This window comes from Enterovirga aerilata, assembly GCF_013044135.1.
GTDB classification, from domain to species: domain Bacteria; phylum Pseudomonadota; class Alphaproteobacteria; order Rhizobiales; family Beijerinckiaceae; genus Enterovirga; species Enterovirga aerilata.
The window spans coordinates 304,966-328,677 of record NZ_JABEPP010000001.1 but is presented as its reverse complement, the minus strand read 5'-3'; the positions used below and the strand labels follow the sequence as shown (position 1 = coordinate 328,677).

21 protein-coding genes and 2 pseudogenes are annotated in these 23,712 nt (G+C 68.9%); 16 read left to right on the top strand and 7 right to left on the bottom strand.

The features are described from left to right. Positions 1 to 28: 28 nt before the first annotated feature. The 9 genes and pseudogenes from HJG44_RS01580 (at position 29) to HJG44_RS01540 (ending at position 9,599) form a co-directional block, all read left to right on the top strand. Positions 29 to 1,243, top strand: coding sequence for an ABC transporter substrate-binding protein (locus tag HJG44_RS01580; protein ID WP_210260876.1), 1,215 nt, complete (start codon positions 29 to 31; stop codon positions 1,241 to 1,243). Between the two features lie 80 nt (positions 1,244 to 1,323). Beyond that, the gene (locus HJG44_RS01575) at positions 1,324 to 2,529 is read left to right on the top strand and encodes an ABC transporter substrate-binding protein (RefSeq protein ID WP_430395031.1); all 1,206 of its coding nucleotides are present in this window, start codon (positions 1,324 to 1,326) and stop codon (positions 2,527 to 2,529) included. 134 nt (positions 2,530 to 2,663) lie between these two features. Next, positions 2,664 to 2,951: pseudogene (locus tag HJG44_RS24140) on the top strand (ABC transporter permease subunit); the annotation flags it as partial. A 177-nt stretch (positions 2,952 to 3,128) separates the two neighbouring features. Continuing rightward, a pseudogene (locus HJG44_RS23490) lies at positions 3,129 to 3,740 on the top strand (branched-chain amino acid ABC transporter permease); the annotation flags it as partial. Continuing rightward, the gene (locus tag HJG44_RS01560; protein WP_171216584.1) at positions 3,740 to 4,741 is read left to right on the top strand and encodes a branched-chain amino acid ABC transporter permease; all 1,002 of its coding nucleotides are present in this window, start codon (positions 3,740 to 3,742) and stop codon (positions 4,739 to 4,741) included. The pseudogene HJG44_RS23490 and the gene HJG44_RS01560, both read left to right, overlap by 1 nt. Positions 4,742 to 4,981: 240 nt before the next feature. Continuing rightward, a complete protein-coding gene (locus HJG44_RS01555) occupies positions 4,982 to 5,941 on the top strand; it encodes a CobW family GTP-binding protein (protein WP_171216583.1) in 960 nt (319 codons plus the stop codon). Positions 5,942 to 6,046: 105 nt separating this feature from the next. Next, positions 6,047 to 7,051 carry a WD40 repeat domain-containing protein gene (locus HJG44_RS01550; RefSeq protein WP_171217252.1) on the top strand — a complete coding sequence of 335 codons (1,005 nt, stop codon included), beginning with the start codon at positions 6,047 to 6,049 and terminating at the stop codon, positions 7,049 to 7,051. Positions 7,052 to 7,632: 581 nt separating this feature from the next. Next, positions 7,633 to 8,793, top strand: a complete 1,161-nt coding sequence (locus HJG44_RS01545; protein ID WP_171216582.1) for a type III PLP-dependent enzyme — start codon at positions 7,633 to 7,635, stop codon at positions 8,791 to 8,793. A 233-nt stretch (positions 8,794 to 9,026) separates the two neighbouring features. After that, positions 9,027 to 9,599: a GNAT family N-acetyltransferase gene (locus tag HJG44_RS01540; RefSeq protein ID WP_171216581.1), complete on the top strand. Its 573-nt coding sequence runs from the start codon at positions 9,027 to 9,029 to the stop codon at positions 9,597 to 9,599. A 149-nt stretch (positions 9,600 to 9,748) separates the two neighbouring features. On the opposite strand, the gene HJG44_RS01535 is transcribed toward HJG44_RS01540, so the two are convergent. Beyond that, positions 9,749 to 10,717 carry a Bug family tripartite tricarboxylate transporter substrate binding protein gene (locus HJG44_RS01535; protein ID WP_346767059.1) on the bottom strand — a complete coding sequence of 323 codons (969 nt, stop codon included), beginning with the start codon at positions 10,715 to 10,717 and terminating at the stop codon, positions 9,749 to 9,751. 244 nt (positions 10,718 to 10,961) lie between these two features. On the opposite strand from HJG44_RS01535, the gene HJG44_RS01530 reads away from it, so the two are divergent. Both HJG44_RS01530 and HJG44_RS01525 read left to right on the top strand, forming a co-directional pair. After that, the gene (locus HJG44_RS01530; protein WP_171216580.1) at positions 10,962 to 12,395 is read left to right on the top strand and encodes a homospermidine synthase; all 1,434 of its coding nucleotides are present in this window, start codon (positions 10,962 to 10,964) and stop codon (positions 12,393 to 12,395) included. 157 nt (positions 12,396 to 12,552) lie between these two features. After that, a complete protein-coding gene (locus tag HJG44_RS01525; protein ID WP_246735991.1) occupies positions 12,553 to 12,861 on the top strand; it encodes a Uma2 family endonuclease in 309 nt (102 codons plus the stop codon). A 14-nt stretch (positions 12,862 to 12,875) separates the two neighbouring features. Here the strand turns inward: HJG44_RS01525 and HJG44_RS01520 are convergent, their stop codons facing one another. Continuing rightward, positions 12,876 to 13,403, bottom strand: coding sequence for a DUF2937 family protein (locus tag HJG44_RS01520; protein ID WP_171216579.1), 528 nt, complete (start codon positions 13,401 to 13,403; stop codon positions 12,876 to 12,878). Between the two features lie 147 nt (positions 13,404 to 13,550). On the opposite strand from HJG44_RS01520, the gene HJG44_RS01515 reads away from it, so the two are divergent. Further along, positions 13,551 to 15,113: an OpgD/OpgG family glucan biosynthesis protein gene (locus HJG44_RS01515; protein ID WP_171216578.1), complete on the top strand. Its 1,563-nt coding sequence runs from the start codon at positions 13,551 to 13,553 to the stop codon at positions 15,111 to 15,113. Next, positions 15,110 to 15,601, top strand: a complete 492-nt coding sequence (rimI, locus tag HJG44_RS01510; protein WP_171216577.1) for a ribosomal protein S18-alanine N-acetyltransferase — start codon at positions 15,110 to 15,112, stop codon at positions 15,599 to 15,601. The genes HJG44_RS01515 and rimI overlap by 4 nt, the downstream gene beginning before the upstream one ends. Positions 15,602 to 15,715: 114 nt before the next feature. Here the strand turns inward: rimI and HJG44_RS01505 are convergent, their stop codons facing one another. Further along, positions 15,716 to 16,717 carry a 2-hydroxyacid dehydrogenase gene (locus tag HJG44_RS01505; RefSeq protein ID WP_171216576.1) on the bottom strand — a complete coding sequence of 334 codons (1,002 nt, stop codon included), beginning with the start codon at positions 16,715 to 16,717 and terminating at the stop codon, positions 15,716 to 15,718. Positions 16,718 to 16,877: 160 nt separating this feature from the next. Between HJG44_RS01505 and HJG44_RS01500 the strand changes: the two genes are divergently transcribed. Continuing rightward, complete coding sequence (locus tag HJG44_RS01500; protein WP_171216575.1) at positions 16,878 to 17,423, top strand: SH3 domain-containing protein; 546 nt, start codon at positions 16,878 to 16,880, stop codon at positions 17,421 to 17,423. A 42-nt stretch (positions 17,424 to 17,465) separates the two neighbouring features. Here the strand turns inward: HJG44_RS01500 and HJG44_RS01495 are convergent, their stop codons facing one another. Genes HJG44_RS01495 through HJG44_RS01485 form a run of 3 tightly spaced genes read right to left on the bottom strand, consistent with a single transcriptional unit; the run spans position 17,466 to position 20,178 of the window. After that, positions 17,466 to 18,356, bottom strand: coding sequence for an SDR family oxidoreductase (locus HJG44_RS01495; protein WP_171216574.1), 891 nt, complete (start codon positions 18,354 to 18,356; stop codon positions 17,466 to 17,468). Next, positions 18,353 to 19,489, bottom strand: a complete 1,137-nt coding sequence (gene queG, locus HJG44_RS01490) for a tRNA epoxyqueuosine(34) reductase QueG (protein ID WP_430395030.1) — start codon at positions 19,487 to 19,489, stop codon at positions 18,353 to 18,355. Before queG ends, HJG44_RS01495 begins: the two co-directional genes overlap by 4 nt. 11 nt (positions 19,490 to 19,500) lie before the next feature. Next, entirely contained in the window at positions 19,501 to 20,178 is a 678-nt protein-coding gene (locus HJG44_RS01485) for a glutathione S-transferase family protein (protein ID WP_171216573.1), read from the bottom strand. A gap of 165 nt (positions 20,179 to 20,343) precedes the next feature. Here HJG44_RS01485 and HJG44_RS01480 point away from each other — a divergent pair, with 165 nt between their 5' ends. Further along, positions 20,344 to 21,150: an undecaprenyl-diphosphate phosphatase gene (locus HJG44_RS01480; RefSeq protein WP_171216572.1), complete on the top strand. Its 807-nt coding sequence runs from the start codon at positions 20,344 to 20,346 to the stop codon at positions 21,148 to 21,150. A gap of 119 nt (positions 21,151 to 21,269) precedes the next feature. Beyond that, positions 21,270 to 22,226, top strand: coding sequence for an acetyl-CoA carboxylase carboxyltransferase subunit alpha (locus HJG44_RS01475; RefSeq protein WP_171216571.1), 957 nt, complete (start codon positions 21,270 to 21,272; stop codon positions 22,224 to 22,226). A gap of 8 nt (positions 22,227 to 22,234) precedes the next feature. Here the strand turns inward: HJG44_RS01475 and HJG44_RS01470 are convergent, their stop codons facing one another. Next, on the bottom strand, positions 22,235 to 23,116 hold the full coding sequence (locus tag HJG44_RS01470) for an HpcH/HpaI aldolase/citrate lyase family protein (protein WP_171216570.1): 882 nt from the start codon (positions 23,114 to 23,116) through the stop codon (positions 22,235 to 22,237). Between the last annotated feature and the right edge of the window lie 596 nt (positions 23,117 to 23,712).

Sequence of the window (23,712 nt, the reverse complement as noted above, 5' to 3'; positions counted from 1 at the left end):
CCATAACGCGACCACGGGAGGAACGAGGATGACAGGGAGGACGATGCTGGCGGCCGTCGCGTTGGCGACCCTCATGGCGGGTTCCGCCGAGGCGCAGATCTCGGTGAAGCTCGGGGTTCTGAACGATCGCTCGGGCGTCTATTCGGATATCGGCGGCGAGGGCTCGGTGCTCGCCGCCCGGATGGCGGTCGAGGACGCCAGGGCGCAGAAGATCATCGGCGACGACATCAAGGTCGAGGTCATCGCCGCCGACCATCAGAACAAGCCGGATGTCGGGTCCAACATCGCCCGGCAATGGTACGACCAGGACGGCGTGGACGTGATCCTCGACGTGCCGACCTCGTCGGTCGCGCTCGCCATCAACCAGATCACGCGCGAGAAGAACAAGGTCTTCCTGAACTCCGGCGCGGCCACCTCGGACCTGACCGGGACGCAGTGCTCGCCGAACACAGTTCACTGGACCTACGACATGGTCCAGCTCGCGAATGTGACGGGCGGCGCCATGGTGCGCCAGGGCGGCGACACCTGGTACTTCCTCACCGCGGATTACGCCTTCGGCCACGCGCTCGAGCGCGACACCGCGGCCGTCGTGCAGAAGAACGGGGGCAAGATCCTCGGCTCGGTGAAGACGCCGTTCCCGAGCAACGACTTCTCGTCCTTCCTCCTCCAGGCCCAGGCCTCGAAGGCGAAGGTCATCGGGCTGGCGAATGCCGGGGGCGACACCGTCAACTCGATCAAGCAGGCGGCCGAGTTCGGCATCACGCAGGGCGGGCAGAACCTCGCCGGCATGCTCGTCTTCGTGAACGACGTGAAGGCGCTCGGGCTGAAGACGGCCCAGGGCCTTGTCTTCAGCGAGACCTTCTACTGGGACGAGAACGACCAGACCCGGGCCTGGTCGAAGCGCTTCGGCGAGAGGCTGAACAACCGCATGCCGAACATGACCAATGCCGGCGTCTATTCGAGCGTGATCCACTACCTCAAGGCGGTCGCGGCGGAGAAGAGCAAGGATCCGCAGAAGGTCCTGGCGCGCATGAAGGCGATGCCGACCGAGGACGCTCTGTTCGGCAAGGGCAGCGTGCGCGCGGATGGCCGCAAGATGCACGACGCCTTCCTGCTCGAGGTGAAGAAGCCGGAGGAATCGAAGGGCGACTGGGACGTGGCGAAGATCCTGGCCAAGGTGCCGGCGGATCAGGTCTTCCGTCCGCTCTCCGAGAGCAACTGCCCGCTCGTCAAGAAGAGCTGAGCGGTTCGAGGCAGGCTCGCGGAGGCACGGTTGCCGCCTCTGCGAGCCGGTTTGTTCAAGGTCAACCGGGTGACGCGATGATGAGAAAGCTCGGTACGGTAATCGCGGCCGCTCTCGCCGCCTCCTGCGCGGGCGCGGCCCAGGCCCAGGTTTCAGTGAAGCTCGGCGTCCTGAACGACATGTCCGGCCTCTATGCCGACATCTCGGGTCCGGGCTCGGTCGTCGCGGCCCAGATGGCCGTCGAGGACTTCAAGGCCGCCGAGAAGGGCATCAAGGCCGAGATCGTCTCGGCCGATCACCAGAACAAGCCGGATACCGGCTCGACCATCGCCAGGAGATGGTACGACCAGGACGGGGTCGACGTGATCCTCGACGTGACGACCTCCTCGGTCGCTCTCGCGGTCTCCGAGGTCACGCGGGAGAAGAACAAGATATTCATGCCTTCGGGCGGGGGCACCTCCGACCTCACGGGCGAGAAGTGCACACCTAACAACGTCCACTGGACCTACGACACCTGGGCGCTCGCCAACGGCACCGGCGCTGCGATGACCAAGAAGGGCGGCGACAGCTGGTTCTTCCTGACTGCGGACTATGCCTTCGGGGCCGCGCTGGAGCGCGATACCAGCAACGCCGTGAAGAAGGCGGGCGGCAAGGTCCTCGGCGCCGTGAAGCATCCGCTCTCGGCGGCCGATTTCTCGTCCTTCCTCCTCCAGGCGCAGAGCTCGCAGGCCAAGGTCATCGGACTTGCCAATGCCGGCTCCGACACGATCAACGCGATCAAGCAGGCCTCGGAATTCGGCATTACCCAAGGCGGCCAGAACCTCGCCGGGCTCCTGATCTTCTCGTCCGACGTCAAGGCGCTGGGGCTGAAGGCGGCACAAGGCCTCGTGCTGACCGAGGCGTTCTACTGGGATCAGAACGACGCCACGCGCGACTTCTCCAAGCGCTTCGCCGCGAAATTCGGCGGCAAGATGCCGACAAGCGCCCAGGCGGGCGTCTACTCGAGCATCATCCACTACCTGAAGGCCGTCGAGGCGACGAAGAGCAAGGACACCGCCGTCGTGATGGCCAAGATGAAGGAGATGCCGATCGACGATCCGCTCTTCGGCAAGGGCTCGATCCGGGCCGATGGCCGCGCGATCCACCCGATGTACCTCTTCGAGGTGAAGAAGCCCGAGGAATCGAAGGGCGAGTGGGACCTCTACAAGCTCGTCGCCACCATCCCGACCGAGGAGGCCTTCCGGCCGATCGAGGAGGGCAACTGCCCCTTCGTGAAGAAGGGCTGACCCGACTGCTCCGCCATCCGCGGACCACAGCTGAACCATAACTCCGCTCCGCTGAATCGGCGGAGCGGCCTTGACGCAAAGCAGCTTCGTCTCCCCTCAATGGAGGCGAAGCGCCCCGGCCGAGACCCTGTCGCATGATCACGATCTTCGGCGTCCCAAGCGCCGCCCTGTTCGGACAGCTCCTCTTGGGGCTCATCAACGGATCGTTCTATGCGATCCTGAGCCTCGGGCTCGCCGTCATCTTCGGGCTCCTGAACATCATCAATTTCGCCCACGGTGCGCTGTACATGATGGGCGCGTTCGTGGCCTGGATGCTGCTGAACTATCTTGGCATCGGCTATTGGTGGGCGCTCATCCTCGCGCCCGTGATCGTCGGCGGCGTCGGCATCCTGATCGAGCGCAACTACATCGCGCCGCTCAGCTTCTCCGACCAGCGCCAGAGCTTCGTCCTGATCGGGGCGACGGCGATCGGCTTCCTGGTCCTGTCCTTCGGCTTCTCGCTTTCCGCGACGCTGGCCTTCGTCGGCGCGGCCGTGATCGGAGTGGCGGCGGCGTCCATCTATGCCTGGAAGCGGCCGAGCCAGAGCTCGACCGTCCATGTCGACCACCTCTACGGCCTGCTGCTCACCTTCGGGCTCGCCCTCATCATCCAGGGCCTGTTCCGCAACCAGTACGGCGTCTCCGGCCTGCCATACGGGATCCCGCCGCAGCTCGCGGGCGGACAGCAGATCCGCCTCTTCGATGCGCCCATCATGTTCATGCCGAACTACCGGGCCTGGGTGATCGTCGCCTCGCTGATCGTGTGCCTCGCGACCTGGTTCATGATCGAGAAGACCAAGCTCGGGGCCTATCTCAGGGCGGCCACCGAGAACCCGACCCTGGTCAGCGCCTTCGGCGTGAACGTGCCCCTGATGATCACGCTGACCTACGGCTTCGGCGTCGCGCTTGCGGCTTTCGCGGGCGTGCTCGCCGCCCCGATCTATTCGGTGAACCCGAACATGGGGGCCGACCTCATCATCGTGGTCTTCGCCGTGGTCGTGATCGGCGGGATGGGCTCCATCCTGGGCTCGATCGTCACCGGCTTCACGCTCGGCCTGGTCGAGGGCTTCACGAAGGTCTTCTATCCGGAGGCCTCGTCCACCGTCATCTTCGTCATCATGGTGCTGGTCCTGCTCGTGAAGCCGGCCGGCCTGTTCGGGAGGGCCTCCTGATGGCCAACGCGACCACCGCCGGAGCCGCGCTGCCGGCCGACACCAACATCCCAACCGTGCTGCACGAGCCGCGCGGCACCGCCTCCTTCCACCTGAAGGTCTTCATCGGGATCGCGGTGGCGCTCGTCATCGCGCCCTTCGTCCTCTACCCCGTCTTCCTGATGAAGGTGCTGTGCTTCGCGCTCTTCGCGCTCGCCTTCAACCTTCTGCTGGGCTATGGCGGCCTCCTCTCCTTCGGCCACGCCGCCTATTTCGGCATGGCGAGCTACTTGTCGGCCTATTCGGCGAAGGTGTGGGGCTTCTCGCCCGAACTCGCCATCCTCACGGGCACGGCCACGGCGGCCCTCCTGGGGCTCGTCTTCGGGGCGGTCGCGATCCGACGGCAAGGCATCTACTTCTCGATGATCACCCTCGCGCTCGCGCAGATGGTGTTCTTCTTCTGCCTCCAGGCCAAGTTCACCGGCGGCGAGGACGGCATCCAGGCGGTGCCGCGCGGCAGGCTGTTCGGCTTCATCAATCTCGCCGACGACCGCGTGCTCTATTTCGTGGTCGCGGCCGTGTTCCTGTTCGGGCTCGCGCTGATCTACCGGATCATCCACTCCCCCTTCGGGCAGGTCCTGAAGGCGATCCGGGACAACGAACCGCGCGCGGTCTCCCTCGGCTACCGGGCGAACCAGTACAAGCTCGCGGTCTTCGTCCTCTCGACCACGCTCGCGGGGCTGGCCGGCGCCTTGAAGGCGATCGTGTTCCAGCTCGCCTCGCTCACGGACGTGCACTGGTCCATGTCGGGCGAGGTCGTGCTGATGACCCTGGTCGGCGGCATGGGCACGGTCTTCGGGCCGATCGTGGGCGCGGCCGTGATCGTCGCCATGGCCAACTACCTGGCCACACTCGGCGCCTGGGTGACGATCGTGCAGGGCATCATCTTCGTGCTCTGCGTGCTCCTGTTCCGCGAGGGCATCCTCGGCCTCGTGGCGCGCTGGGTGAAGCGGCCGCTCTGAGACCGGGGTTGCGAGGACGCGACTGTCTGGCGCTGCCCCACCCGTGCTTCGCGTGGTCCCCTCCCCCGCTCAAGGGGGAGGAGCACCGCCGCAGAACGATGAAGGGGCGAGCGGATTGGCGGAACGCGCGACAGCCATGCCCGGCCGGCCGCGATCTTCCCCCGGCCGCGAGGCTCACGATATAAGCCGCGACCTTCGAGGTTCGCGGGCGGCGCCCCGAACCGCAGCATCCGACCGGACATGCCCGACAAGATTCCCGTCACCGTGCTCACCGGCTATCTCGGGGCCGGCAAGACCACCCTCCTCAACCGCATCCTCACCGAGCAGCACGGCCGCCGCTACGCCGTCATCGTCAACGAGTTCGGCGAGATCGGCATCGACAACGACCTCGTCGTCGGTGCGGACGAGGAGGTGTTCGAGATGAACAACGGCTGCATCTGCTGCACCGTGCGCGGCGACCTCATCCGCATCATCGAGGGGCTGATGAAGCGGCGCGGCAAGTTCGACGCGATCATCGTCGAGACGACCGGCCTCGCCGATCCGGCTCCCGTGGCCCAGACCTTCTTCGTCGACGAGGACGTGGCGCAGCGCGCCCGGCTCGACGCCGTCGTCACCGTGGCGGACGCCAAGTGGCTCAGCGAGCGCCTGAAGGACGCGCCGGAGGCCAAGAACCAGATCGCCTTCGCGGACGTGATCCTCCTCAACAAGACCGACCTCGTCGACGCGGCGGGACTGGAGAAGGTCGAGGCGCAGATCCGCGCCATCAACCCTTCCGCCACGATCCACAGGACGGTGAACTGCAACGTGCCGATCGGCGAGGTGCTCGACCGCAAGGCGTTCGACCTCGACCGCATCATGGAGGTGGAGCCCGAATTCCTGGAGGAGGGGCACCATCACCACCACGACGAGGAGATCGATTCCTTCTCCTTCCGCGCGGGCGAGGTGAACCCGGACAAGTTCATGCCCTGGATCTCCGACCTGACCCAGCGCGAGGGGCCGAACATCCTGCGCTGCAAGGGGATCGTGGCCTTCCCGCAGGAGCCCAGGCGCTTCGTGTTCCAGGGCGTGCACATGATCCTGGACGGCGATCTGTCCCGCGAGTGGCGCCCGGACGAGAAGCGCGAAAGCCGCGTCGTCTTCATCGGCCGGGACCTGAACGAGAAGGCCATCCGCGAGGGTTTTCTCGCCTGCGCGGCGTAACCGCTCGGCCTCGGCCGCATGACCGGCATTGTCATCCTCGGGCTTGACTCGAGCATCCAGACAATTCTCGGGGCCGGGTCAAGCCCGACCATGACAGGGAACGACATGTCCGCCACGCTGACCTCGCTCACCGACCAGGTCCTGCCGGTCGAAGCCGGCGCGGAGGTGACCGGGCTCGGCTGGCTCGGCCGCACGGCCGCCTTCGCGCTCGCAGACGGAAGCGTGCTTCTCGTCCCGCCCGAAGGGGAGCCGCGCCGGGCCGCGGTGCATCCGGACGGGGCCGTCCTCGCCGCCGCCACGGACGGGAAACGGATCGTGACGGGCGGCGACGACGGCCGCGTGGTCGCGACGGGCCCGGACGGCACTGCGAGGGAGTTCGCCGCCTCGTCCGGCTGGGTCGATGCCCTGGCGGTCCACCCCTCCGGCGCGGTGGCCTTCGCGGCCGGGCGCAGGGTCACGGCGCTCGACGATAAGGGCCGGGCGAAGAGCTGGGATGCGCCCTCCAGCGCCCGCGGCCTCGCCTTCGCGCCGAAGGGCTACCGTCTGGCGGTCGCTCATTACGGCGGCGCCACGCTCTGGTACCCGAACCTCGACACGCCGCCGGAGCTCCTCTCCTGGAAGGGCTCGCATCTCGACGTCACGTGGTCGCCGGACGGCCGCTTCGTGGTGACCTCCATGCAGGAGAACGCGATGCATGGCTGGCGTCTGCAGCCGGATCGCGGCCACATGCGGATGACCGGCTATGCCGGCAAGCCTCGCTCCTTCTCCTGGTCATTCGGCGGCGCGTGGCTTGCGACCTCCGGGGCCGATGCCGCGATCGTCTGGCCCTTCGGCTCGAAGGAAGGCCCGACCGGCAAGGCGCCGCGAGAATGCGGGCTGCGCCATGCGCGCGTCATGAGAGTTGCCTTCCACCCGCACGTCAACGTGCTGGCGATCGGCTACGAGGACGGCTGCGTGCTCCTGGTCCGCTTCGAGGACGGGGCCGAACTCCTCGCCCGCCGCCCGGCGGAAGGCAGCGCGATCACGGCGCTCGCCTGGGACGCAAAGGGCGGCCGGCTCGCCTTCGGGGCCGCCGACGGCCAGGCCGGCATTCTCGTCCTGTCCGCCTGAGGCGGACCCAGCGCGCCGCCCCGTCAAAATGTCCCGGCGCGGCCCCAAAAAGGGTCTTGTGCCCGGGGGCGAATAACCCTATCTCCGCGCTTGCCCAATTTCGCACGTGCCTGTGGCCGCGTGCCGGTTGGTGGGCATCCGGACAAGAGGCCGGACAGCCGCCAGGGGTTTAGGATCGATGCCGCGAGGGCGGGAACCCTCCAGGCGGCGATCCAGGTGGTGACACCGACCCCGACAACAACCGGCAGCCGGAGGCGAAACCGGCGAACCCCGCTCTCCACGGGGGACGCAGCTTAAAGCAACGACGAACGGGCTTTTTTGGTCTCGTCGGCCCTCCAAAGGCCGGCACCGAAGAGGCTTGTTTCTCATTGCCGGGCGTGCGGACGGGGTCTCCCCATCCAAACGAAGGCAGCATCGTCGGGACGACGGTGCCTTGTGCCGCATCCGCGTTTCCACCGCGCGGGGCGCCACATCGCACGTCGACCCAATGAGGCCGGGCGGCCAGGGTCTCTCTCCCTGCCGCCTGAATTTTCACCGGGGCCGGCCTGATCCGGCACGTTGAACCTTCTGGGGAGAGCGCCATGACCGAGCGCATCCGTGATTTCCTGCAGGACCGACGCCGCGCCGGCCTCGCCGACGGCCCCGTCCTCGTGGTGGACCTCGAGGTCGTGCGCGAGAACTACGAGAAGTTCGCGCGCGCCCTGCCGGACACCCGCGTCTTCTACGCCGTGAAGGCGAATCCCGAGCCCAAGCTGCTCGCCATGCTGGCCGAGCTCGGCTCGTGCTTCGACACGGCCTCGGTCGCGGAGATCCGCATGGCGCTCGAGGCCGGGGCCACGCCCGACCGCATCTCCTTCGGCAACACGATCAAGAAGGAGCGCGACATCGTGCGCGCGCTCGAGCTCGGCGTGCGGCTCTTCGCGGTGGATTGCGAGGCCGAGGTCGAGAAGATCGCGCGCTCCGTGGGGGCGACCGGCGCCGAGGACACCCGTGTCTTCTGCCGCATCCTGTGCGACGGCGCAGGCGCCGAATGGCCGCTCTCGCGCAAGTTCGGCTGCGAGCCGGAGATGGCGGTCGGCGTGCTGGAGCATGCGCACCGGCTGGGGCTGGAGGCCTATGGCGTCTCCTTCCATGTCGGCTCGCAGCAGGCGAACACGGAGGCCTGGGACGGCGCGCTCGCCTCGGCGTCCTGGATCTTCCGCGAATGCGCCGAGCGCGGCATCGCGCTCTCGATGGTCAATCTCGGCGGGGGCTTCCCGACGAAGTACCTGAAGGACGTCCCGGCGGTCGAGGCCTACGGCAACTCGATCTTCCAGGCGCTCTCGAAGCACTTCGGCAACCGTCTGCCCGAGACGATCATCGAGCCGGGCCGCGGCATGGTCGGCAATGCGGGCGTGATCGAGTCCGAAGTCGTGCTCGTCTCCAAGAAGAGCCGCGACGAGGACGAGGTGCGCTGGGTCTATCTCGACATCGGCAAGTTCGGCGGCCTCGCCGAGACGATGGACGAGTCGATCCGCTACCGCATCCGCACCGAGCACGACGATGACCGCAAGGTCCCGTGCGTGCTCGCCGGCCCGACCTGCGATTCGGCCGACGTGATGTACGAGAAGACGCCGTACTGGCTCCCCGTCTCGCTCCAGATCGGCGATCTCGTGCTGATCGAGGGGACGGGCGCCTATACGTCGACCTACTCGTCGGTCGCGTTCAACGGCCTGCCGCCGCTCGAGACGCATGTGATCTGAGCGGCCCCGCCTCTCCCGTCGGCAGAGGTCGAGCGCCCGCGGCAGCGGCAACCGGGTGAGGGCCAAGGCTGTCATCCTCGGGCTCGACCCGAGGATCCAGCCGCGGCGCGATCCCTAGATGGTCGGGTCAAGCCCGACCATGACGACCCCCCCAATCCCCCGGACGGCCTGCCGCGTCAGCGGCAGGTGCGAGGGCTGTTTTCTCCCACCTTTCGCCCGGGGAGGGCACGGCCTTGTTCGAGATCCGCACAGAGACCCCGAAGGATATTCCCGCGCGCGAGGCTCTGCTCGAAGCCTGCTTCGGCGACGAGCGCTTCGCCAAGACCTGCGAGCGCCTGCGCGAAGGCCGCCTCCCCGCGGAGGAGCTGGCCTTCGTGGTCGAGCGGCAGGGCGAGCTGGTCGCGACCCTGCGGCTCTGGAACGTCACGGCCGGTCCGGGACGGCCGGCGCTGCTGCTCGGCCCGATCGCGGTCGATCCCGCCCTGCAGGGGCTCGGCATGGGAGCCAAGCTGATGCGCCATGCGCTCGCCCGCGCAGCCGAACTCGGCCATCGGGCCGTGCTGCTCGTCGGCGACGCCCCTTACTACCGGCGCTTCGGCTTCTCGGCCCAGGCGGTCGCCGGCCTGTGGCTGCCCGGCCCGGTCGAGCGGGAACGCTTTCTCGGGCTCGAACTCGCGCCCGGCGCGCTCGCCGGCGCCCGCGGCCTCGTCCAGGCCACGGGCGAGCTCGCGCCGCGTCCCGACCTCGCGAGCCTCATCCGGGCGCTCGCGAACGACGATCTGCCGTCGGTCGCGCGCGCGGCCTGAGCCGTCGACCGAGTGGTTAACCAAATCTTAAGGCACGGGCTCGACTCGTGGCGGCATCTCGGGCTTTGTAGCTCCCGGTTAGTGGAAACTTTCGCCCGGTCCGGAGATCTCCCGACCGGGCTTTTTCTTTGCCGCGCGGCCGTGCGGGGTCAGTCGATGGAGACGCCCGCCTCCTTCACGACCGGCGTCCACTTGGCGATCTCCGCCCTGACATGCTCGGCCAGCGCCTCCGGCGTCGAGCCGACCACGGCCGCCGAGAAGACCTTCATGCGCTCGCCGACGGCAGGGTCCTTGACGGCCTTCACCGCCTCGGCGTTCAGCCGGTCCACGATCTCCTTCGGCGTTCCCTTCGGGGCGAAGAGCGCGTTCCACGTATAGGTCTCGTAGCCGGGCAGGGCCTCCGCGATGGTCGGCACGTCCGGAAAGGACGCGGCGCGCTCCTTGGTGGTGACGCCGAGCGCCCGCAGCGTCCCGGCCTGGATGAAGGCGGAGGCGGAAGGAAGGTTGTCGAACTGGATCGGCACCACGCCCGCCACCACGTCGTTCAGGGCCGGGCCCGAGCCGCGATAGGCGATGTGCTGCATCTCGACCTTGGCGAGGCTCTTGAACAGCTCGCCCGAGAGGTGGAGCGGCGTGCCGAGGCCCGAGGAGGCGTAGTTATACTTGCCCGGATTGGCCTTCAGGAGCCCGATCAGCTCCGGAACGGTCTTCGCCGGCAGCGACGGATTCACGATCAGCACGTTCGGCACGATCGCGAGCAGCGAGATCGGTGCGAAATCGGTCGCCGGATCGTAGGGCTTCCGCTTGAGCATCAGCGGGTTGAGCGCGTGCGTGGCGACCGTGCCCATCAGGATCTGGTAGCCGTCGGGCTCGCCCTTGGCGACGCGGGCCGCGCCGACATTGCCGCCTGCGCCCGCCACGTTCTCCACCACGACCTGCTGGCCGAGGCCCTCGCTCATCTTCTGGGCGATGATGCGCGCCACGACGTCGGTCGAGCCTCCGGCCGCGAAGGGCACCACCATCGTGATGGGCCGGTTCGGGAAGCTCTGGGCGAGGGCGGGCGCGGCGATTGCGGCGGCCGTGCCGGCAAGAAGGCCGCGACGGGAGAGGGAACGCACGATGGGTCTCCAGGCGTTGTCCGGTCAGGACCGGTGGTTGCGCCCCCAAGCCCGGACGTCCCATCCCGTTCCGCCCCTCTCCGGAGGCGTGGCCCGCGGTTTAGAGCGTCCCGCGCCCGGGTTAAAGCGCGGCAGGGCTGGACGTTTCATCCGTCCTCCACAAGCCGCCTGTAGCGGTTGACCCGGCAGGCGCCGCCGTTCATCTGGCGGCGTCGTCCCTCAGCAGAAGGAAACCCTCCCCGGAATGACAGCTTGGCCCGTCCATGCCCGCATCAGCGGGCCGATCGTCATGATCGGCTTCGGCTCCATCGGCCGCGGCACGCTGCCGCTGATCGAGCGGCATTTCGAGTATGACCGGTCGCGCATCACGGTGATCGACCCGGTCGATACCGAGCGCGAGATGCTGGACGTCCAGGGAGTGCGATTCGTGCACGCGGCGCTCACCGCCCAGAACTACCGGGAGATCCTGACCCCCCTCCTCACCGAGGGAGAGGGGCAGGGCTTCTGCGTGAATCTTTCCGTCGACACCTCGTCGGTCGACATCATGGAGCTCTGCCGCGAGCTCGGCGCGCTCTATATTGACACTGTCGTCGAGCCCTGGGCGGGGTTCTATTTCGATAGGTCGACGGGGCCGGAAGCCCGTACGAACTACGCCCTCCGCGAGACCCTGCTCGCCGCCAAGCGCAAGCGGCCGGGCGGTCCCACCGCGGTGTCGACCTGCGGCGCGAACCCGGGAATGGTGTCCTGGTTCGTGAAGCGCGCCCTCCTCAACGTGGCGACCGATCTCGGGCTCGACGGCGACGAGCCGAGGACGCGCGAGGGCTGGGCGGCGCTGATGCAGCGTGTCGGCGTCAAGGGCATCCACATCGCGGAGCGCGACACGCAGCGCGCCCGCAACCCGAAGCCGCGGCGGGTCTTCGTCAACACCTGGTCCGTCGAGGGCTTCGTGTCGGAAGGCCTGCAGCCCGCCGAGCTCGGCTGGGGGACCTTCGAGCCCTGGATGCCGGAGAACGCGCGCGGCCACGACAAAGGCTGCCAGGCGGGCATCTTCCTTCTGCAGCCCGGCGCCAACACGCGCGTGCGTTCGTGGACGCCGACCGCGCAGGCGCAATACGGCTTCCTCGTCACGCATAACGAGTCGATCTCGATTTCCGACTACTACACCGTCCGCGACCAGTCGGGGCGGGCCGTGTACCGGCCCACCTGCCATTATGCCTATCATCCCTGCGACGACGCCGTGCTCTCGCTGCACGAGATGTTCGGCCAGGCCGGCGAGCGGCAGCCCGAATGGCACATCCTGGACGAGAACGAGATCGTCGACGGGATCGACGAACTCGGCGTCCTCCTCTACGGCCATGCCCGGAACGCCTATTGGTATGGCTCGCAACTCTCCATCGAGGAGACGCGGCGCATCGCGCCCTACCAGAACGCGACGGGCCTCCAGGTCTCCTCGGCCGTGATCGCCGGGATGGTCTGGGCGCTGGAGAACCCCGAAGCCGGGATCGTCGAGGCGGACGAGATGGACTTCCGCCGCTGCCTCGAGATCCAGATGCCCTATCTCGGCCCGGTGATCGGCCAGTACACGGACTGGACGCCGCTCACCGGCCGCCCAGGCTTCTTCCCGGAGGACATCGACCCTGCCGAGCCCTGGGCGTTCCGGAACACCTTGGTGCGGTGACCCTTAAGCCAGGGTAATCTGGCCGGCGGAGGTGTTCCGAATGAACGTCGCCGTCCGCCGGCCACGCCCTCCATGAACGTCACGGCGTTCATGGACATGATAGAGCGCTTCCCCGACGAGGAGCGGTGGGAGCTTCTCGTCGGGAAAGCCCGTCCGGATGGCGCCGCAGATCGAGCGGCACCAGCGCATTCAGCAAAACCTTTGGCGGGCGCTCGACGATCTCGCCGCGAAACGCGGCTGCGTCGCGCTGGCCGGATTGAGGCTGCTCAGCGGTGCGGTGGAGGACTACGTAGCGATTCCTGATCTGGTGGTCCGTTGCGGCCCGCCTCTCGAGAGCGGATACGCGAAGGATCCAGTGCTCGTCGCGGAGGTTCTTTCCCCCTCGACGAGCAGGTTCACCGGTCCATCCTGGCACTTCCAGCGCTCGGCGGCTCAGTCACGCTCGCCCAGGTCTACGCCGACCTGAAAATCGGCGGCTGATCACGCGGATTGGAGGCGTTTACGAGGCGGTTGGCGCCAGCGCCCTGGCCGGAGCCGGCCGAACGCGCGGAACAGGAGCGCGAAGCCGCCCCAGCCGAGCAGAAACCCGGCGCCGCCTATCACGAGCCCCTCGCTCGTCGCGGGCCAGGCCGGCTCGTAATCGAGATAGGTGGCGCGGGCGAGCTGGCCGTCGAAGCCGCGCGCAAGCACGACGAGGCGCTCGAAGGGTCCGGCATTGGCGACCGCGTCCCGCTGCCGCTCCAGCCGCTCGAGCCGGTCGACGATCTCGCTCATGGCTGGCCCCTGCCGTTGGGTAAGGCGGTCGGGCTGGCCGGACAGCCGCGCGATGGCCTGCTCCCGCGACAGGCCCTCCGCACGCGCATTCTCGTCGAATGTGCCGACCACCCGCCGCAGCTCGTCGATCGCGCCGCCGATCCGCTGCCGGTACTGCTGAGCGAATTCCGGCGCCTGCGAGGCGGCAAGCCCCGCAAAGAGTCCGATCGCCAGTGCCAGGACCCGCCCGATCATGCCGCCTCCCGTGAGCTCCTTCCCCAAGCGGCGGCCAGCCCCGGTGGTTCCGCGGCCCGGGGGCCGCCAGCCCGGCCGTTCACCGAAAGGTCACCTGCCGCCGTCCAGGGTCGCGCGATCCGACGCACCCTCTTATATCCTGTTTCCATGACCGACATCACGCGCCGGAGCGCGCTCGCCACACTGGCCGCCGCCGCGGCTGCCGCCTCCCCCATTCGCGCCCAGCAGAGCGCCGCCCCGCCGCTCATCCCGTTCCGGTTCGAGGACGTGGTCCGGCGCGCGCGCGAGCTCGCGGGCGCGCCTTTCGACGCCGCCATCGCGCCCCTTCCCGAGCCGCTGCAGAACCTCGATTTCGACGCCTATCGCGACATCCGCTTCCGCCCGGAACGGGCGCTGCTCGCCTCCTCGGGGGGGCCGTTCCGGCTGCAGCTCTTCCATCTGGGCTTTCTCTACACGCGCCCGATCACCGTGAACGTCATCCGCGACGGGGTGCCCACCCCGGTCGCCTACCAGCCGCAGCTCTTCGATTACGGCCGCACGCGGATCGAGCGGCCGCTTCCGGTCAATCTCGGCTTCGCCGGATTCCGCCTGCACTACCCGCTCAACACGCCGCGGGTGCTGGACGAGCTCGTGGCCTTTCTCGGCGCGAGCTATTTCCGCTTCCTCGGGCGCGACCAGCGTTACGGCATCTCCGCCCGCGGGCTCGCCATCAACGTGGACGGCCGCGAGCAGCCGGAGGAGTTCCCGTTCTTCCGCGAGTTCTGGATCGACGTACCGACCGCGGGCCCGGAGCGGGTGACGGTGCTGGCCCTGCTCGACGGCCCTTCGGTCGCGGGCGCCTACCGGTTCGAGATCTATCCCTCCGCGGAGACCACGATCGACGTCAGCGCAACGCTGTTCCCGCGCCGGCCCATCGCCGCGGCCGGCCTCGCGCCACTGACCTCGATGTACTATTCTGGCGAGAATGAGCGGCGCACGGGCGACGATTTCCGCCTGGAGGTGCACGATTCGGACGGGCTCCTGATCCATGCCGGCACCGGCGAGTGGATCTGGCGGCCCATCCGCAACCCGGCCACCAAGACCGTCCAGGCCTTCATGGACAACAATCCGCGCGGCTTCGGGCTGATGCAGCGCGACCGGCGCTTCGACAGCTACCAGGACCTCGAGGCCAATTACGAGATGCGGCCGAGCTACTGGGTCGAGCCGACCGGCAATTGGGGCGAGGGTGCAGTCGAGCTCGTCGAGATCCCGACGCCCGCCGAGGTGCATGACAACGTCGTCGCCTATTGGCGTCCCCGCCAACCCTACGAAACCGGCCAGGAAGTCTCCTTCGGCTATCGGATCCGGTCGATCGGCGCCGGCGAGGATCTCCACCCCGGCGGCAAGGTCGTGAACACGTTCCAGGCGCCGGCCAGGGCCAGCGGCTCCGTCGAGCCCGCCGACAGGACGGTGCGTCGTTTCCTGATCGACTTCGCGGGCGGCAACCTGGCCTATTACCTGCCCGATCCGAGCCTGGTTCAGGTCGTGCCCTCCATGTCCGCCGGGCAGATCGTCGGAACCTTCGTGGTGCCGAACGAGCATACGGGCGGCTTCCGGGCCGCGATCGACCTCAAGCTCGATCCCGGCCAGTCGGCGGATCTGCGCGCCTATCTGCGCTCCGGCGACAAGGCGCTGACCGAGACCTGGACCTATCGCTGGACCGTGACTTGAGCGGAGCCGGCCGGCGACGCACGGCGGCCGCGATCCGCCCGGCGGAGCCGGACGACGTGCCTGCGCTCCTCGCCATCGAGGAGGCCTCCTTCCCGACCGACCGTCTCGACCGGCGCGCGCTCCGGCACGCGGTCAGGTCGCCCACCATCCTGGCCCGGGTCGCAGCCGATGGCGACGAGGTCCTGGGCTACGTGCTCGTCCAGATCCGCCGCGGCTCGGATCTCGCCTGGCTCACCTCCGTGGCGGTCGCGCCCGGCCGTCAGGGCGACGGGCTCGGCCGCAGGCTGGTGGATGCCGCCGAGCGGGCCGCGCGGGAGGCCGGTCGTACCCGCATCCGGCTCGAGGTGAGGGCGGACAACGAAGCGGCCCGCAAGCTGTACGAGCGCGCCGGATATCGCAGGATCGCGGTCATCCCCGACTATTACGAGGACGGTGCGGCCGCATGGCGCTACGAGAAGGATTTTTCCGGGCAGGGTCGGCCGACATAGCCCTATGCCGGCTCGGCAACCAGGCAGCGAACCCGACCGCATTCGGCGTCCGTGCGATGCTGCATCGCGGCTATCGCCGGATGCCGTCCCTCTATGCCGTCCGGCAGAAAGGCTTCACAGCATGCTCGGCAGCACGCGGTCGGGCGGACGGTGCCCGTCCATGAAGGTCCGGATGTTGACGATGACCTTCTCGCCCATGTCGAAGCGGCTCTCCTCGGTGGCCGAGCCCATATGCGGCAGGAGCACGATCTTGCCCTGGCGTGCGAGCTTGACGAGGCGCGGATTGACCGTCGGCTCGTGCTCGAACACGTCGAGCCCGGCGCCCGCGAGGTCGCCGGCCTCGATCATCCGGGCGAGCGCGGTCTCGTCGATGATCTCGCCGCGCGCCGTATTCACGATGATGGCGTCGGGCCGCATCAGCTTGAGGCGGCGAGCCGAGAGCAGGTGGTAGGTCGCGGGCGTGTGCGGGCAGTTCACCGATACGATGTCCATGCGGGCGAGCATCTGGTCGAGCGAGTCCCAATAGGTCGCCTCGAGCTCCTCCTCGATCGGCAGCGCGACGCGGCGGCGGTTGTGGTAGTGGATCGATAGTCCGAAGGCCTTGGCGCGCCGCGCCAGAGCCTGACCGATACGGCCCATGCCGACGATGCCGAGGCGCTTGCCCGTGATGCGGCGGCCCAGCATCCAGGTCGGCGACCAGCCGGCCCATTCGTCCTCCGGGATGATGCGGATCCCCTCTGCGAGCCGGCGCGCGACCGCGAGCACGAGCGCCATCGTCATGTCCGCCGTGTCCTCGGTCAGGACGCCCGGCGTGTTGGTGACCGTGATGCCGCGGGCGAGTGCCGCCTGCACGTCGATATGGTCGACGCCGTTGCCGAAATTCGCGATCAGCCGCAGGTTCGGCCCGGCCTGGGCGAGGAGGGAGGCGTTGATCTGGTCCGTCACGGTCGGGACCAGCACGTCGGCGCTCTGCACGGCCTCGGCGAGCTCCGCCGCCGTCATGGGCCTGTCCTCGATATTGAGGCGCGTGTCGAAGAGCTCGCGCATGCGCGTCTCGACCGCGTTAGGCAGCCGCCTCGTCACGACAACGACCGGTCTTTTCCGCGACGGCATCATGGATCCGAGACTTCCCCCGTGGCGGCGCTTACGCGCCCTTAACCCTAGTGCGACGATCAAAGGCGGCAAGCCGCCCTATGGCGGCAGGAGCCGGACCTCGCTAGAGCCGGCCTGTCTAGCAGAGGCCCGGGCGAAGACAATCGACCCTCATGAGCCGCCCATGACGCAATCCAGCCGCATCCTCGCAGCGCTTGCCGCACTCCTTCTCCTGGGCAGCGTCGTCCCGGCTCTCGCGGTCGGCGAGACGCAGACAGGCAAGGTCTCCGGCCTGCCGGTGCCACGCTACGTGAGCCTCAAGACGGACCGGGTGAACCTGCGCGAGGGCCCGTCCAAGGATCACAGGACGGCCTGGGTGTTCCAGCGCGCCGGCCTGCCGGTGGAGATCACGGCCGAATACGAGGTGTGGCGGCGGATACGGGACGCAGGCGGCACGGAAGGATGGGTGCTCCACTCGCTTCTCTCCGGCCGTCGCACCGCGCTCGTCATGCCCTGGGCCAAGAGCGGGACGGCGCCGCTGCCCCTGTTCGACAGGCAGGACGAGAAGGGCAATGTCGTCGCGCAGCTTCAGCCCAACGTGATCGCGAGCGTGAAGGCGTGCCGGGACGGCTGGTGCCGGGTCTCCATCGCGCAGCCCGGCCGCGACATCTCCGGCTATATCCGTCAGGACCGGCTCTGGGGCGTCTACCCGAACGAGCGCGTGGAATAGACGCGCCTCCGTCTTCCGCTCGGCTGGGCTCGTCGGAAGGTCTCAACTCCTGTCCGGTCGCTCCGCCGCATCACGGCCTGCGACCAGCGCTGCCAGCCCCTCGCGATAGGTCGGATAGCGCAGCGTGACGCCGAGCTCCTCGCGGATGAGCCGCGAGGCGACGCGCTTGTTCTCGCCGTAGAAGCTCCTCGCCATCGGGGTCATCTCGGCCTCGGAGAAGGCGACCTCCGGCGGGGGCGGAAGCCCGGCGAGCCCGGCCGCGTAGGTCACCACATCCTGCGGCGGCGCGGGCTCGTCGTCGGCCACATTGTAGATCGCACCGGCGCGCGGACGGGCGAGCGAGGCCTCCAGAACCGCCGCGATGTCCTCGACATGAATGCGATTGAACACTTGGCCCGGCTTCACGATGCGCTGCGCCGTCCCGTCCAGCACCTTCTGCAGCGGCGAACGGCCGGGCCCGTAGATGCCGGCGAGGCGAAAGATCGCGACCGGCTTGCCGCTGCGCCGGCCGAGATCGAGCCAGCCGCCCTCGGCCGCGAGCCGCTCGTGCGAGCGTCGGCTGACCGGCCTTGGCTCCGTCGTCTCGTCCACCCAGCCGCCGCCATGGTCGCCATAGACGCCGACCGTCGAGAGATAGCCGATCCATGCCAGGCGCGGCGCGGCCGCGATCGCATCCGAGAGGCGGGCGAGAACCGGATCGCCGTCCGGGCCGGGCGGGACGGAGACGAGCACCGCCTCGGCGGCCGCGATGTCGGCGCGGAGCGCGGACGCGCCGTCCGGGTCCGGAAAGAGCCGGCCCACCAGGCCCGCTTCCGCGAGGCGGACGGTCTTCTCCCGGCTGCGCGCGGTCGCGACGACCCGGTCGAAGCGGCCGCGAACGCGGCGGATGAAGGCTTCGGCCGTGTAGCCGTGCCCGAACACGACGAGACTCATGCGGCAGCCTCGAGCGGGGCCGCCGGCCCGAGCGCGGCGCGCCACTCGGCCCGGACATCCGCATCCCCCTCGCACGGCTCTTGCGCGGCGGCGAGACGCCTGAATTCCGCAGGCGGCAGCAGACGTCCCGCGGCCCATACGGCCATGGCACGTACGAGCGGGGATGGATCGGCGAGGAGCCGCATGGCTTCTTCGGAAAGGGTGGGGTCGCCGGAATTGCCGATCGCGATCAGCACGTTGCGAATGAAGCGGTCCCGGCCCGTCCGCTTGATCGGCGTGCCGGCGAAAAGCTGCCTGAAACCGGCATCGTCGAGCCGGGACAGATCCCGAAGCGAGAGGCCGGACAGCTCGGCCCGCGCTGCGAGCCGGGCATCGCGTGCGGCGGCCGCGAACTTGTTCCAGGGGCAGACCGCGAGGCAGTCGTCGCAGCCGAACACTCGGTTGCCGATCGCCTCCCTGAACTCGGGCGCGATATGGCCCTTATGCTCGATGGTGAGATACGCGATGCAGCGTCCGGCATCGAGCACATGCGGTCTCGGAAAGGCGGCGGTTGGGCAGATGTCGAGACAGCGCGTGCAATTCCCGCAGCGCGGCGTCTCGGGCTCGTCCGGCGGCAGCTCGGCCGTCGTGTAGATGGCCCCCAGGAGCAGCCAGGAGCCGTGCTCGCGCGAGACGATCACGGAATGCTTGCCCACCCAGCCGAGGCCAGACGCCGCGGCGAGCGCCTTCTCCATCACGGGGGCGGTGTCGACGAACACCTTCACGTCCGCCCCCGCCTTCGCGGCGAGGAACCCTGCGAGTTCCTTCAGGCGTCCCTTGATGACGTCGTGATAGTCGCGCCGCGTGGCATAGGTCGCAAGGACCGCCGTGCCGCGCTCGGCCAGAGCCGCCATCGGGTCGCGCTCGGGCGCATAGGAGATGCCCAGCATGACGACCGAGCGCACCTCCGGCCAGAGCCCGGCCGGCGAGGCGCGGCGCTCAGGGGTGGCCGCCATCCAGTCCATGCCGGCCTGGTGCCCCGCACCCAGCCAGTCGGCGAGCCTGTCGGCCGCCTCCGGGATCGCGTCCGGAGCGGCCACGCGGATAAGGTCGAAGCCGAGCGCCCTGCCCCGCTCGGCGACCTGGGCCTTCAGGGCCGCCCCGGTCAGAAATCCAGGTCCGCGTAATGCGCTGCCGGCGCCATGCCGGGGATCCGGTCGACCAGGATCGGCCGGAAGGCGGGGCGCGACTTCACCCGGGCGTACCAGTCCCTCGCAGTCTCGTCCTCGTCCCATGGCACGTCGCCGAGATAATCCGCGCAGGAGAGATGGGCTGCGGCCGCGAGGTCCGCATAGGTGAGCCTGTCGCCGGCGAGCCAGTTCCGGGTCCCGGCCAGATAGCCGATATAGCGCAGATGATAGCGCATGTTCGAGCGCGCCGCCCGGATGGCGGAGGCGTCGGGCGACGCGCCGCGGCGGAAGCGCTTCAGGATCTTCTCCTCGAGCAGATAGGAAGTCACCTCCTCGAAGAACTTGCCGTTGAACCACTCGACGAGCCGCCGCACCTCGACCCGGGTGGCGGGATCCGGCGGAAGGAGGCGGCGGCCGTTCAGGCCGGGGCCGCGGGTTTCGTCGAGATATTCGGCGATGACGTTCGCCCCCGGCACCGCGATCTCGTCGTCGCAAAGCACGGGCGTGGTCCCGGATGGGTTCAGCCGGAGGAAGCTCTCGTCGCGCTCCCAGGGCCGCTCCTCCGCGGTCGCGGACTGGATGCCCATCTCGGCGAGCGAGAGGCGGATGAAGCGGGAATGCGGGCAGAAAGGGTAGTGGTGGAGAACGGCCATGTCGGGAAACGCGAAACTGCGCCCATAGACGGCCGGAGAGTTAACGGGCCGTGATCGTCGGGTTCGCCAGAGAAGGCGCGAGACCGGGTCGCTCGCGTTAACCCGCCGCTTACCTTAAGCGGACAACCCCTTCCTAGCGGACCACCCGCCCCGGCCGAGCCGCCCATGACCGCCATCCAGCTTCTGCAGTCGTTGATCCTCGGCTTCGTCGAGGGCTTCACCGAGTTCCTGCCCGTCTCCTCCACCGGGCACCTGCTGCTCCTCCAGCATTTCTTCGGGCTGAGCGGAGAGGCCAACAAGACCTTCGCGATCCTGGTCCAGCTCGGCGCGATCCTGGCGATCGTCTCGGCCTATTTCGGCCGCCTGCTCCGGGTCGCGCAGGACCTGCCGCGCGAGCCGGCGGCACGGTACTTCGTGATCGGCGTCCTCATCGCCTTCCTGCCGGCCGCCATCGTCGGCGCGCTGCTGCACGGCTTCATCAAGGGCGTGCTCTTCAACCCGCTCATCGTCTGCATATCGCTGATCGCCGGCGGCTTCGTGCTGATGATCATCGACCAGGTGGACCTGAAACCGCGCTACAACGATGCGACGAGCTTTCCCCTGCGGATGTATGTCGGGATCGGCTGCGTGCAGTGCCTGGCCATGATCCCCGGCGTGTCGCGCTCGGGGGCGACGATCGTGGGCGCCATGCTGCTGGGCGCCGACAAGCGCTCGGCAGCCGAGTTCTCCTTCTTCCTCGCCATGCCGACCATGGCGGGCGCCTTCGCGTACGACCTCCTCAAGAGCTACAAGCTGCTCGCCTTCAACGACGTGGCGAACATCGCCGTAGGCTTCCTGGCGGCCTTCGCGGCAGGCCTCTTCGTCGTGAAGGCCTTCCTGAACTATATCTCGCGCCACGGCTTCACGCCGTTCGCATGGTGGCGGATCCTGGTCGGCTCGGCGGGGCTCGCCGGGCTCCTGGTAGTCGGCTGAAGCTGGCTGCGACTTGAAGCGGACGGCGGAGCGGCTTAAGTCCCGCCCGCAATGCGATCCGCCGCGGGCGTGCCGGCCGGACATCGCTCGCCTCCCGCGGAGCTTCGTCTCGACCCCCGATGCGCGCATATCTGGATTTCGAGAAGCCCGTCGCCGAACTGGAGGCGAAGGTCGAGGAGCTGCGCACGCTCACGCAGGGCGACGACGCGGTCGAGATCCGGGAGGATGTGGCGCGCCTGGAGGCCAAGGCCTTCGCGGCCCTCAAGGATCTCTATGACGGCCTGACGCCCTGGCAGAAGACGCTCGTCGCTCGCCATCCCGAGCGGCCGCGCTTCGTCGATTATTGCCGCGAGCTGATGACCGAGTTCACGCCGCTTGCCGGTGATCGCAAGTTCGGGGAGGATCAGGCGATCCTTGCCGGGCTGGGCCGCTTCCGGGGCGAGGCCGTGGCCGTCATCGGCCAGGAGAAGGGCTCCACGACCGAGACCCGCGTGCGGCACAATTTCGGCATGGCCCGGCCCGAGGGCTACCGCAAGGCGGCCCGCATCATGGAGATGGCCGACCGGTTCGGCCTGCCCGTCATCAGCTTCGTCGACACGGCGGGCGCCTATCCGGGCATCGACGCCGAAGAGCGCGGCCAGGCCGAGGCGATCGCGCGCTCGACCGAGGCCTGCCTCGCGCTCGGCTCCCCGAACGTGGCTCTCGTCATCGGCGAGGGCGGGTCCGGCGGCGCCATCGCGGTGGCGACCGCGAACAAGGTCCTGATGCTGGAGCACTCCGTCTACAGCGTGATCTCGCCCGAGGGCGCGGCCTCCATCCTGTGGCGCGACCCGACGCGTGCCCAGGACGCCGCGACCGCCATGAAGATCACCGCCCAGGACCTTCTGCGCTTCGGCATCATCGACGAGATCGTGCCCGAGCCGATCGGCGGCGCCCACCGCGACCGCCCGACGGCCGTGAGGGCGGCGGGAGACGCGATCGAGCGGGCGCTGTCGGATCTCGGCGGCATGGGACCGACGGAGATCCGCGAGCACCGCGCCCGGAAATTCGAGGCGATCGGGCGTAGTCTGGGGTAGGGCGGGGCCTATCGCGCCGACGCAATCGCGTCCGCCAGGGCGACCGTGCGCGCAGCCATCTCCGCATGCATCCGCTCGACCATGCGGCCGCCGAGCGAGATGACGCCGCGCCCCCTGTTCTCGGGCAGATCGAAGGCCGAGATGATCTTGCGGGCGGCCTCGACCTCTGCAGGAGCCGGGGCGAAGATCTCGTTTGCGGCCGGGATCTGGTTCGGATGGATCAGGGTCTTGCCGTCCATGCCGAGGTCGCGGCCCTGCTCGCATTCGGCCCGAAAGCCCGCCTCGTCCTGCAGGTCGTTGTAGACGCCGTCGAGCACGTCGAGCCCGTGCGCGCGGGCGGCGACGACGACGGTCGCGAGCCAGGGCAGCATGGTCCAGCGGCCCGGGACGAAACGGGCGCGGGTCTCCTTGGCGATGTCGTTGGTGCCGAGCACGAAGCAGGCGAGCCGGCCGGTCTCGTGCCGGGCGGCTCGGGCGATCGCTTCCGCATGCAGGATCGCGATCGGGGTCTCGATCATGGCCCAGACCCGCAGGGCGTCGGGCGCGCGCGCCGTCGCGAGCGCGAGTTCCACGGCCCCGATCGCGTCGGCATCCGACACCTTGGGGACCAGCACGGCATCGGCGCCGGACGAGGCCGCCGCGAGGAGGTCGTCATGCCCCCAGGGCGTGTCGAGCCCGTTCACCCGGATCACGACCTCCCGCCGGCCGAAGCCGCCGGCCTTCACGGAAGCGACCACCTGCTCCCGAGCGGCTGCCTTGGCCTCCGGCGCAACAGCGTCCTCCAGATCGAGGATGACGGCATCCGCCGGAAGCGAGCGGGCCTTCTCGATCGCGCGGGCATTCGAGCCCGGCATGTAGAGGACGCTGCGGCGGGGGCGGATCGCTGTCATGAGGCTGCTCATCTCCGTTCTGCCGCTCTCATGGGGCGGATGGCGGTCGCGCGACAAGCGTCTCCATGTTCCGGACGCGTCCGGCCGCTCGCTTCGCCCCGAGTTGGAGGGCAAGCGATGCACGGCCCGACCCTTGCGGAGCTGTCGCACGTCATCGCGCTCGCGACGCGCCGTCCTTCCTCCTCCTCCGGACGCTAGCGGCCGTCGTGTCGCTCTCCGCTGCGGGCGGGCCGGCATCTCCGAGCTGAAGGCGCTCGACGACCCGGAGGGCCCGCATCCCGCGGCCATCGGGTCAGATCGGAGCTGCCTCGGTTTCGCGACGGCCGCCCGGGCCGGGCACCCACCTGGGCGCCCGTCGCGGGACCGCCTCCCCTCCGCCAACGCGACCGGTGCGCACGCGGCTCCCTCTCCGGAGGGGAGTGGCGGCCTTATAGGAATAAAAGAAGGTCCTGTCAGGCGGAAGCCGATGCGGCCCGCCCGAGCTCCTCGTCCTGAGGAGCGGAGCCTCGAAGGACAAAAGGGTGTCTGCAGCGAGTCGGTCCGGGCCTCGGCCTCGTGTTTCGAGGCCCGCCTCCCGGCGAGGCACCTCAGCATGA

Excerpts from the sequence above, each read along its gene's own strand:
- HJG44_RS01470 (WP_171216570.1), bottom strand. The coding sequence starts at position 23,116 with ATGACAGCGATCCGCCCCCGCCGCAGCGTCCTCTACATGCCGGGCTCG.
- HJG44_RS01485 (WP_171216573.1), bottom strand. The coding sequence starts at position 20,178 with ATGGCCGTTCTCCACCACTACCCTTTCTGCCCGCATTCCCGCTTCATC.
- HJG44_RS01560 (WP_171216584.1), top strand. The coding sequence starts at position 3,740 with ATGGCCAACGCGACCACCGCCGGAGCCGCGCTGCCGGCCGACACCAAC.
- HJG44_RS01520 (WP_171216579.1), bottom strand. The coding sequence starts at position 13,403 with ATGATCGGGCGGGTCCTGGCACTGGCGATCGGACTCTTTGCGGGGCTT.
- HJG44_RS01500 (WP_171216575.1), top strand. The coding sequence starts at position 16,878 with ATGACGCAATCCAGCCGCATCCTCGCAGCGCTTGCCGCACTCCTTCTC.
- HJG44_RS01530 (WP_171216580.1), top strand. The coding sequence starts at position 10,962 with ATGACAGCTTGGCCCGTCCATGCCCGCATCAGCGGGCCGATCGTCATG.
- HJG44_RS01550 (WP_171217252.1), top strand. The coding sequence starts at position 6,047 with ATGTCCGCCACGCTGACCTCGCTCACCGACCAGGTCCTGCCGGTCGAA.
- HJG44_RS01515 (WP_171216578.1), top strand. The coding sequence starts at position 13,551 with ATGACCGACATCACGCGCCGGAGCGCGCTCGCCACACTGGCCGCCGCC.
- HJG44_RS01525 (WP_246735991.1), top strand. The coding sequence starts at position 12,553 with ATGGCGCCGCAGATCGAGCGGCACCAGCGCATTCAGCAAAACCTTTGG.
- HJG44_RS01555 (WP_171216583.1), top strand. The coding sequence starts at position 4,982 with ATGCCCGACAAGATTCCCGTCACCGTGCTCACCGGCTATCTCGGGGCC.
- HJG44_RS01545 (WP_171216582.1), top strand. The coding sequence starts at position 7,633 with ATGACCGAGCGCATCCGTGATTTCCTGCAGGACCGACGCCGCGCCGGC.
- HJG44_RS01575 (WP_430395031.1), top strand. The coding sequence starts at position 1,324 with ATGAGAAAGCTCGGTACGGTAATCGCGGCCGCTCTCGCCGCCTCCTGC.
- HJG44_RS01495 (WP_171216574.1), bottom strand. The coding sequence starts at position 18,356 with ATGAGTCTCGTCGTGTTCGGGCACGGCTACACGGCCGAAGCCTTCATC.
- HJG44_RS01580 (WP_210260876.1), top strand. The coding sequence starts at position 29 with ATGACAGGGAGGACGATGCTGGCGGCCGTCGCGTTGGCGACCCTCATG.
- HJG44_RS01480 (WP_171216572.1), top strand. The coding sequence starts at position 20,344 with ATGACCGCCATCCAGCTTCTGCAGTCGTTGATCCTCGGCTTCGTCGAG.
- HJG44_RS01475 (WP_171216571.1), top strand. The coding sequence starts at position 21,270 with ATGCGCGCATATCTGGATTTCGAGAAGCCCGTCGCCGAACTGGAGGCG.
- HJG44_RS01505 (WP_171216576.1), bottom strand. The coding sequence starts at position 16,717 with ATGATGCCGTCGCGGAAAAGACCGGTCGTTGTCGTGACGAGGCGGCTG.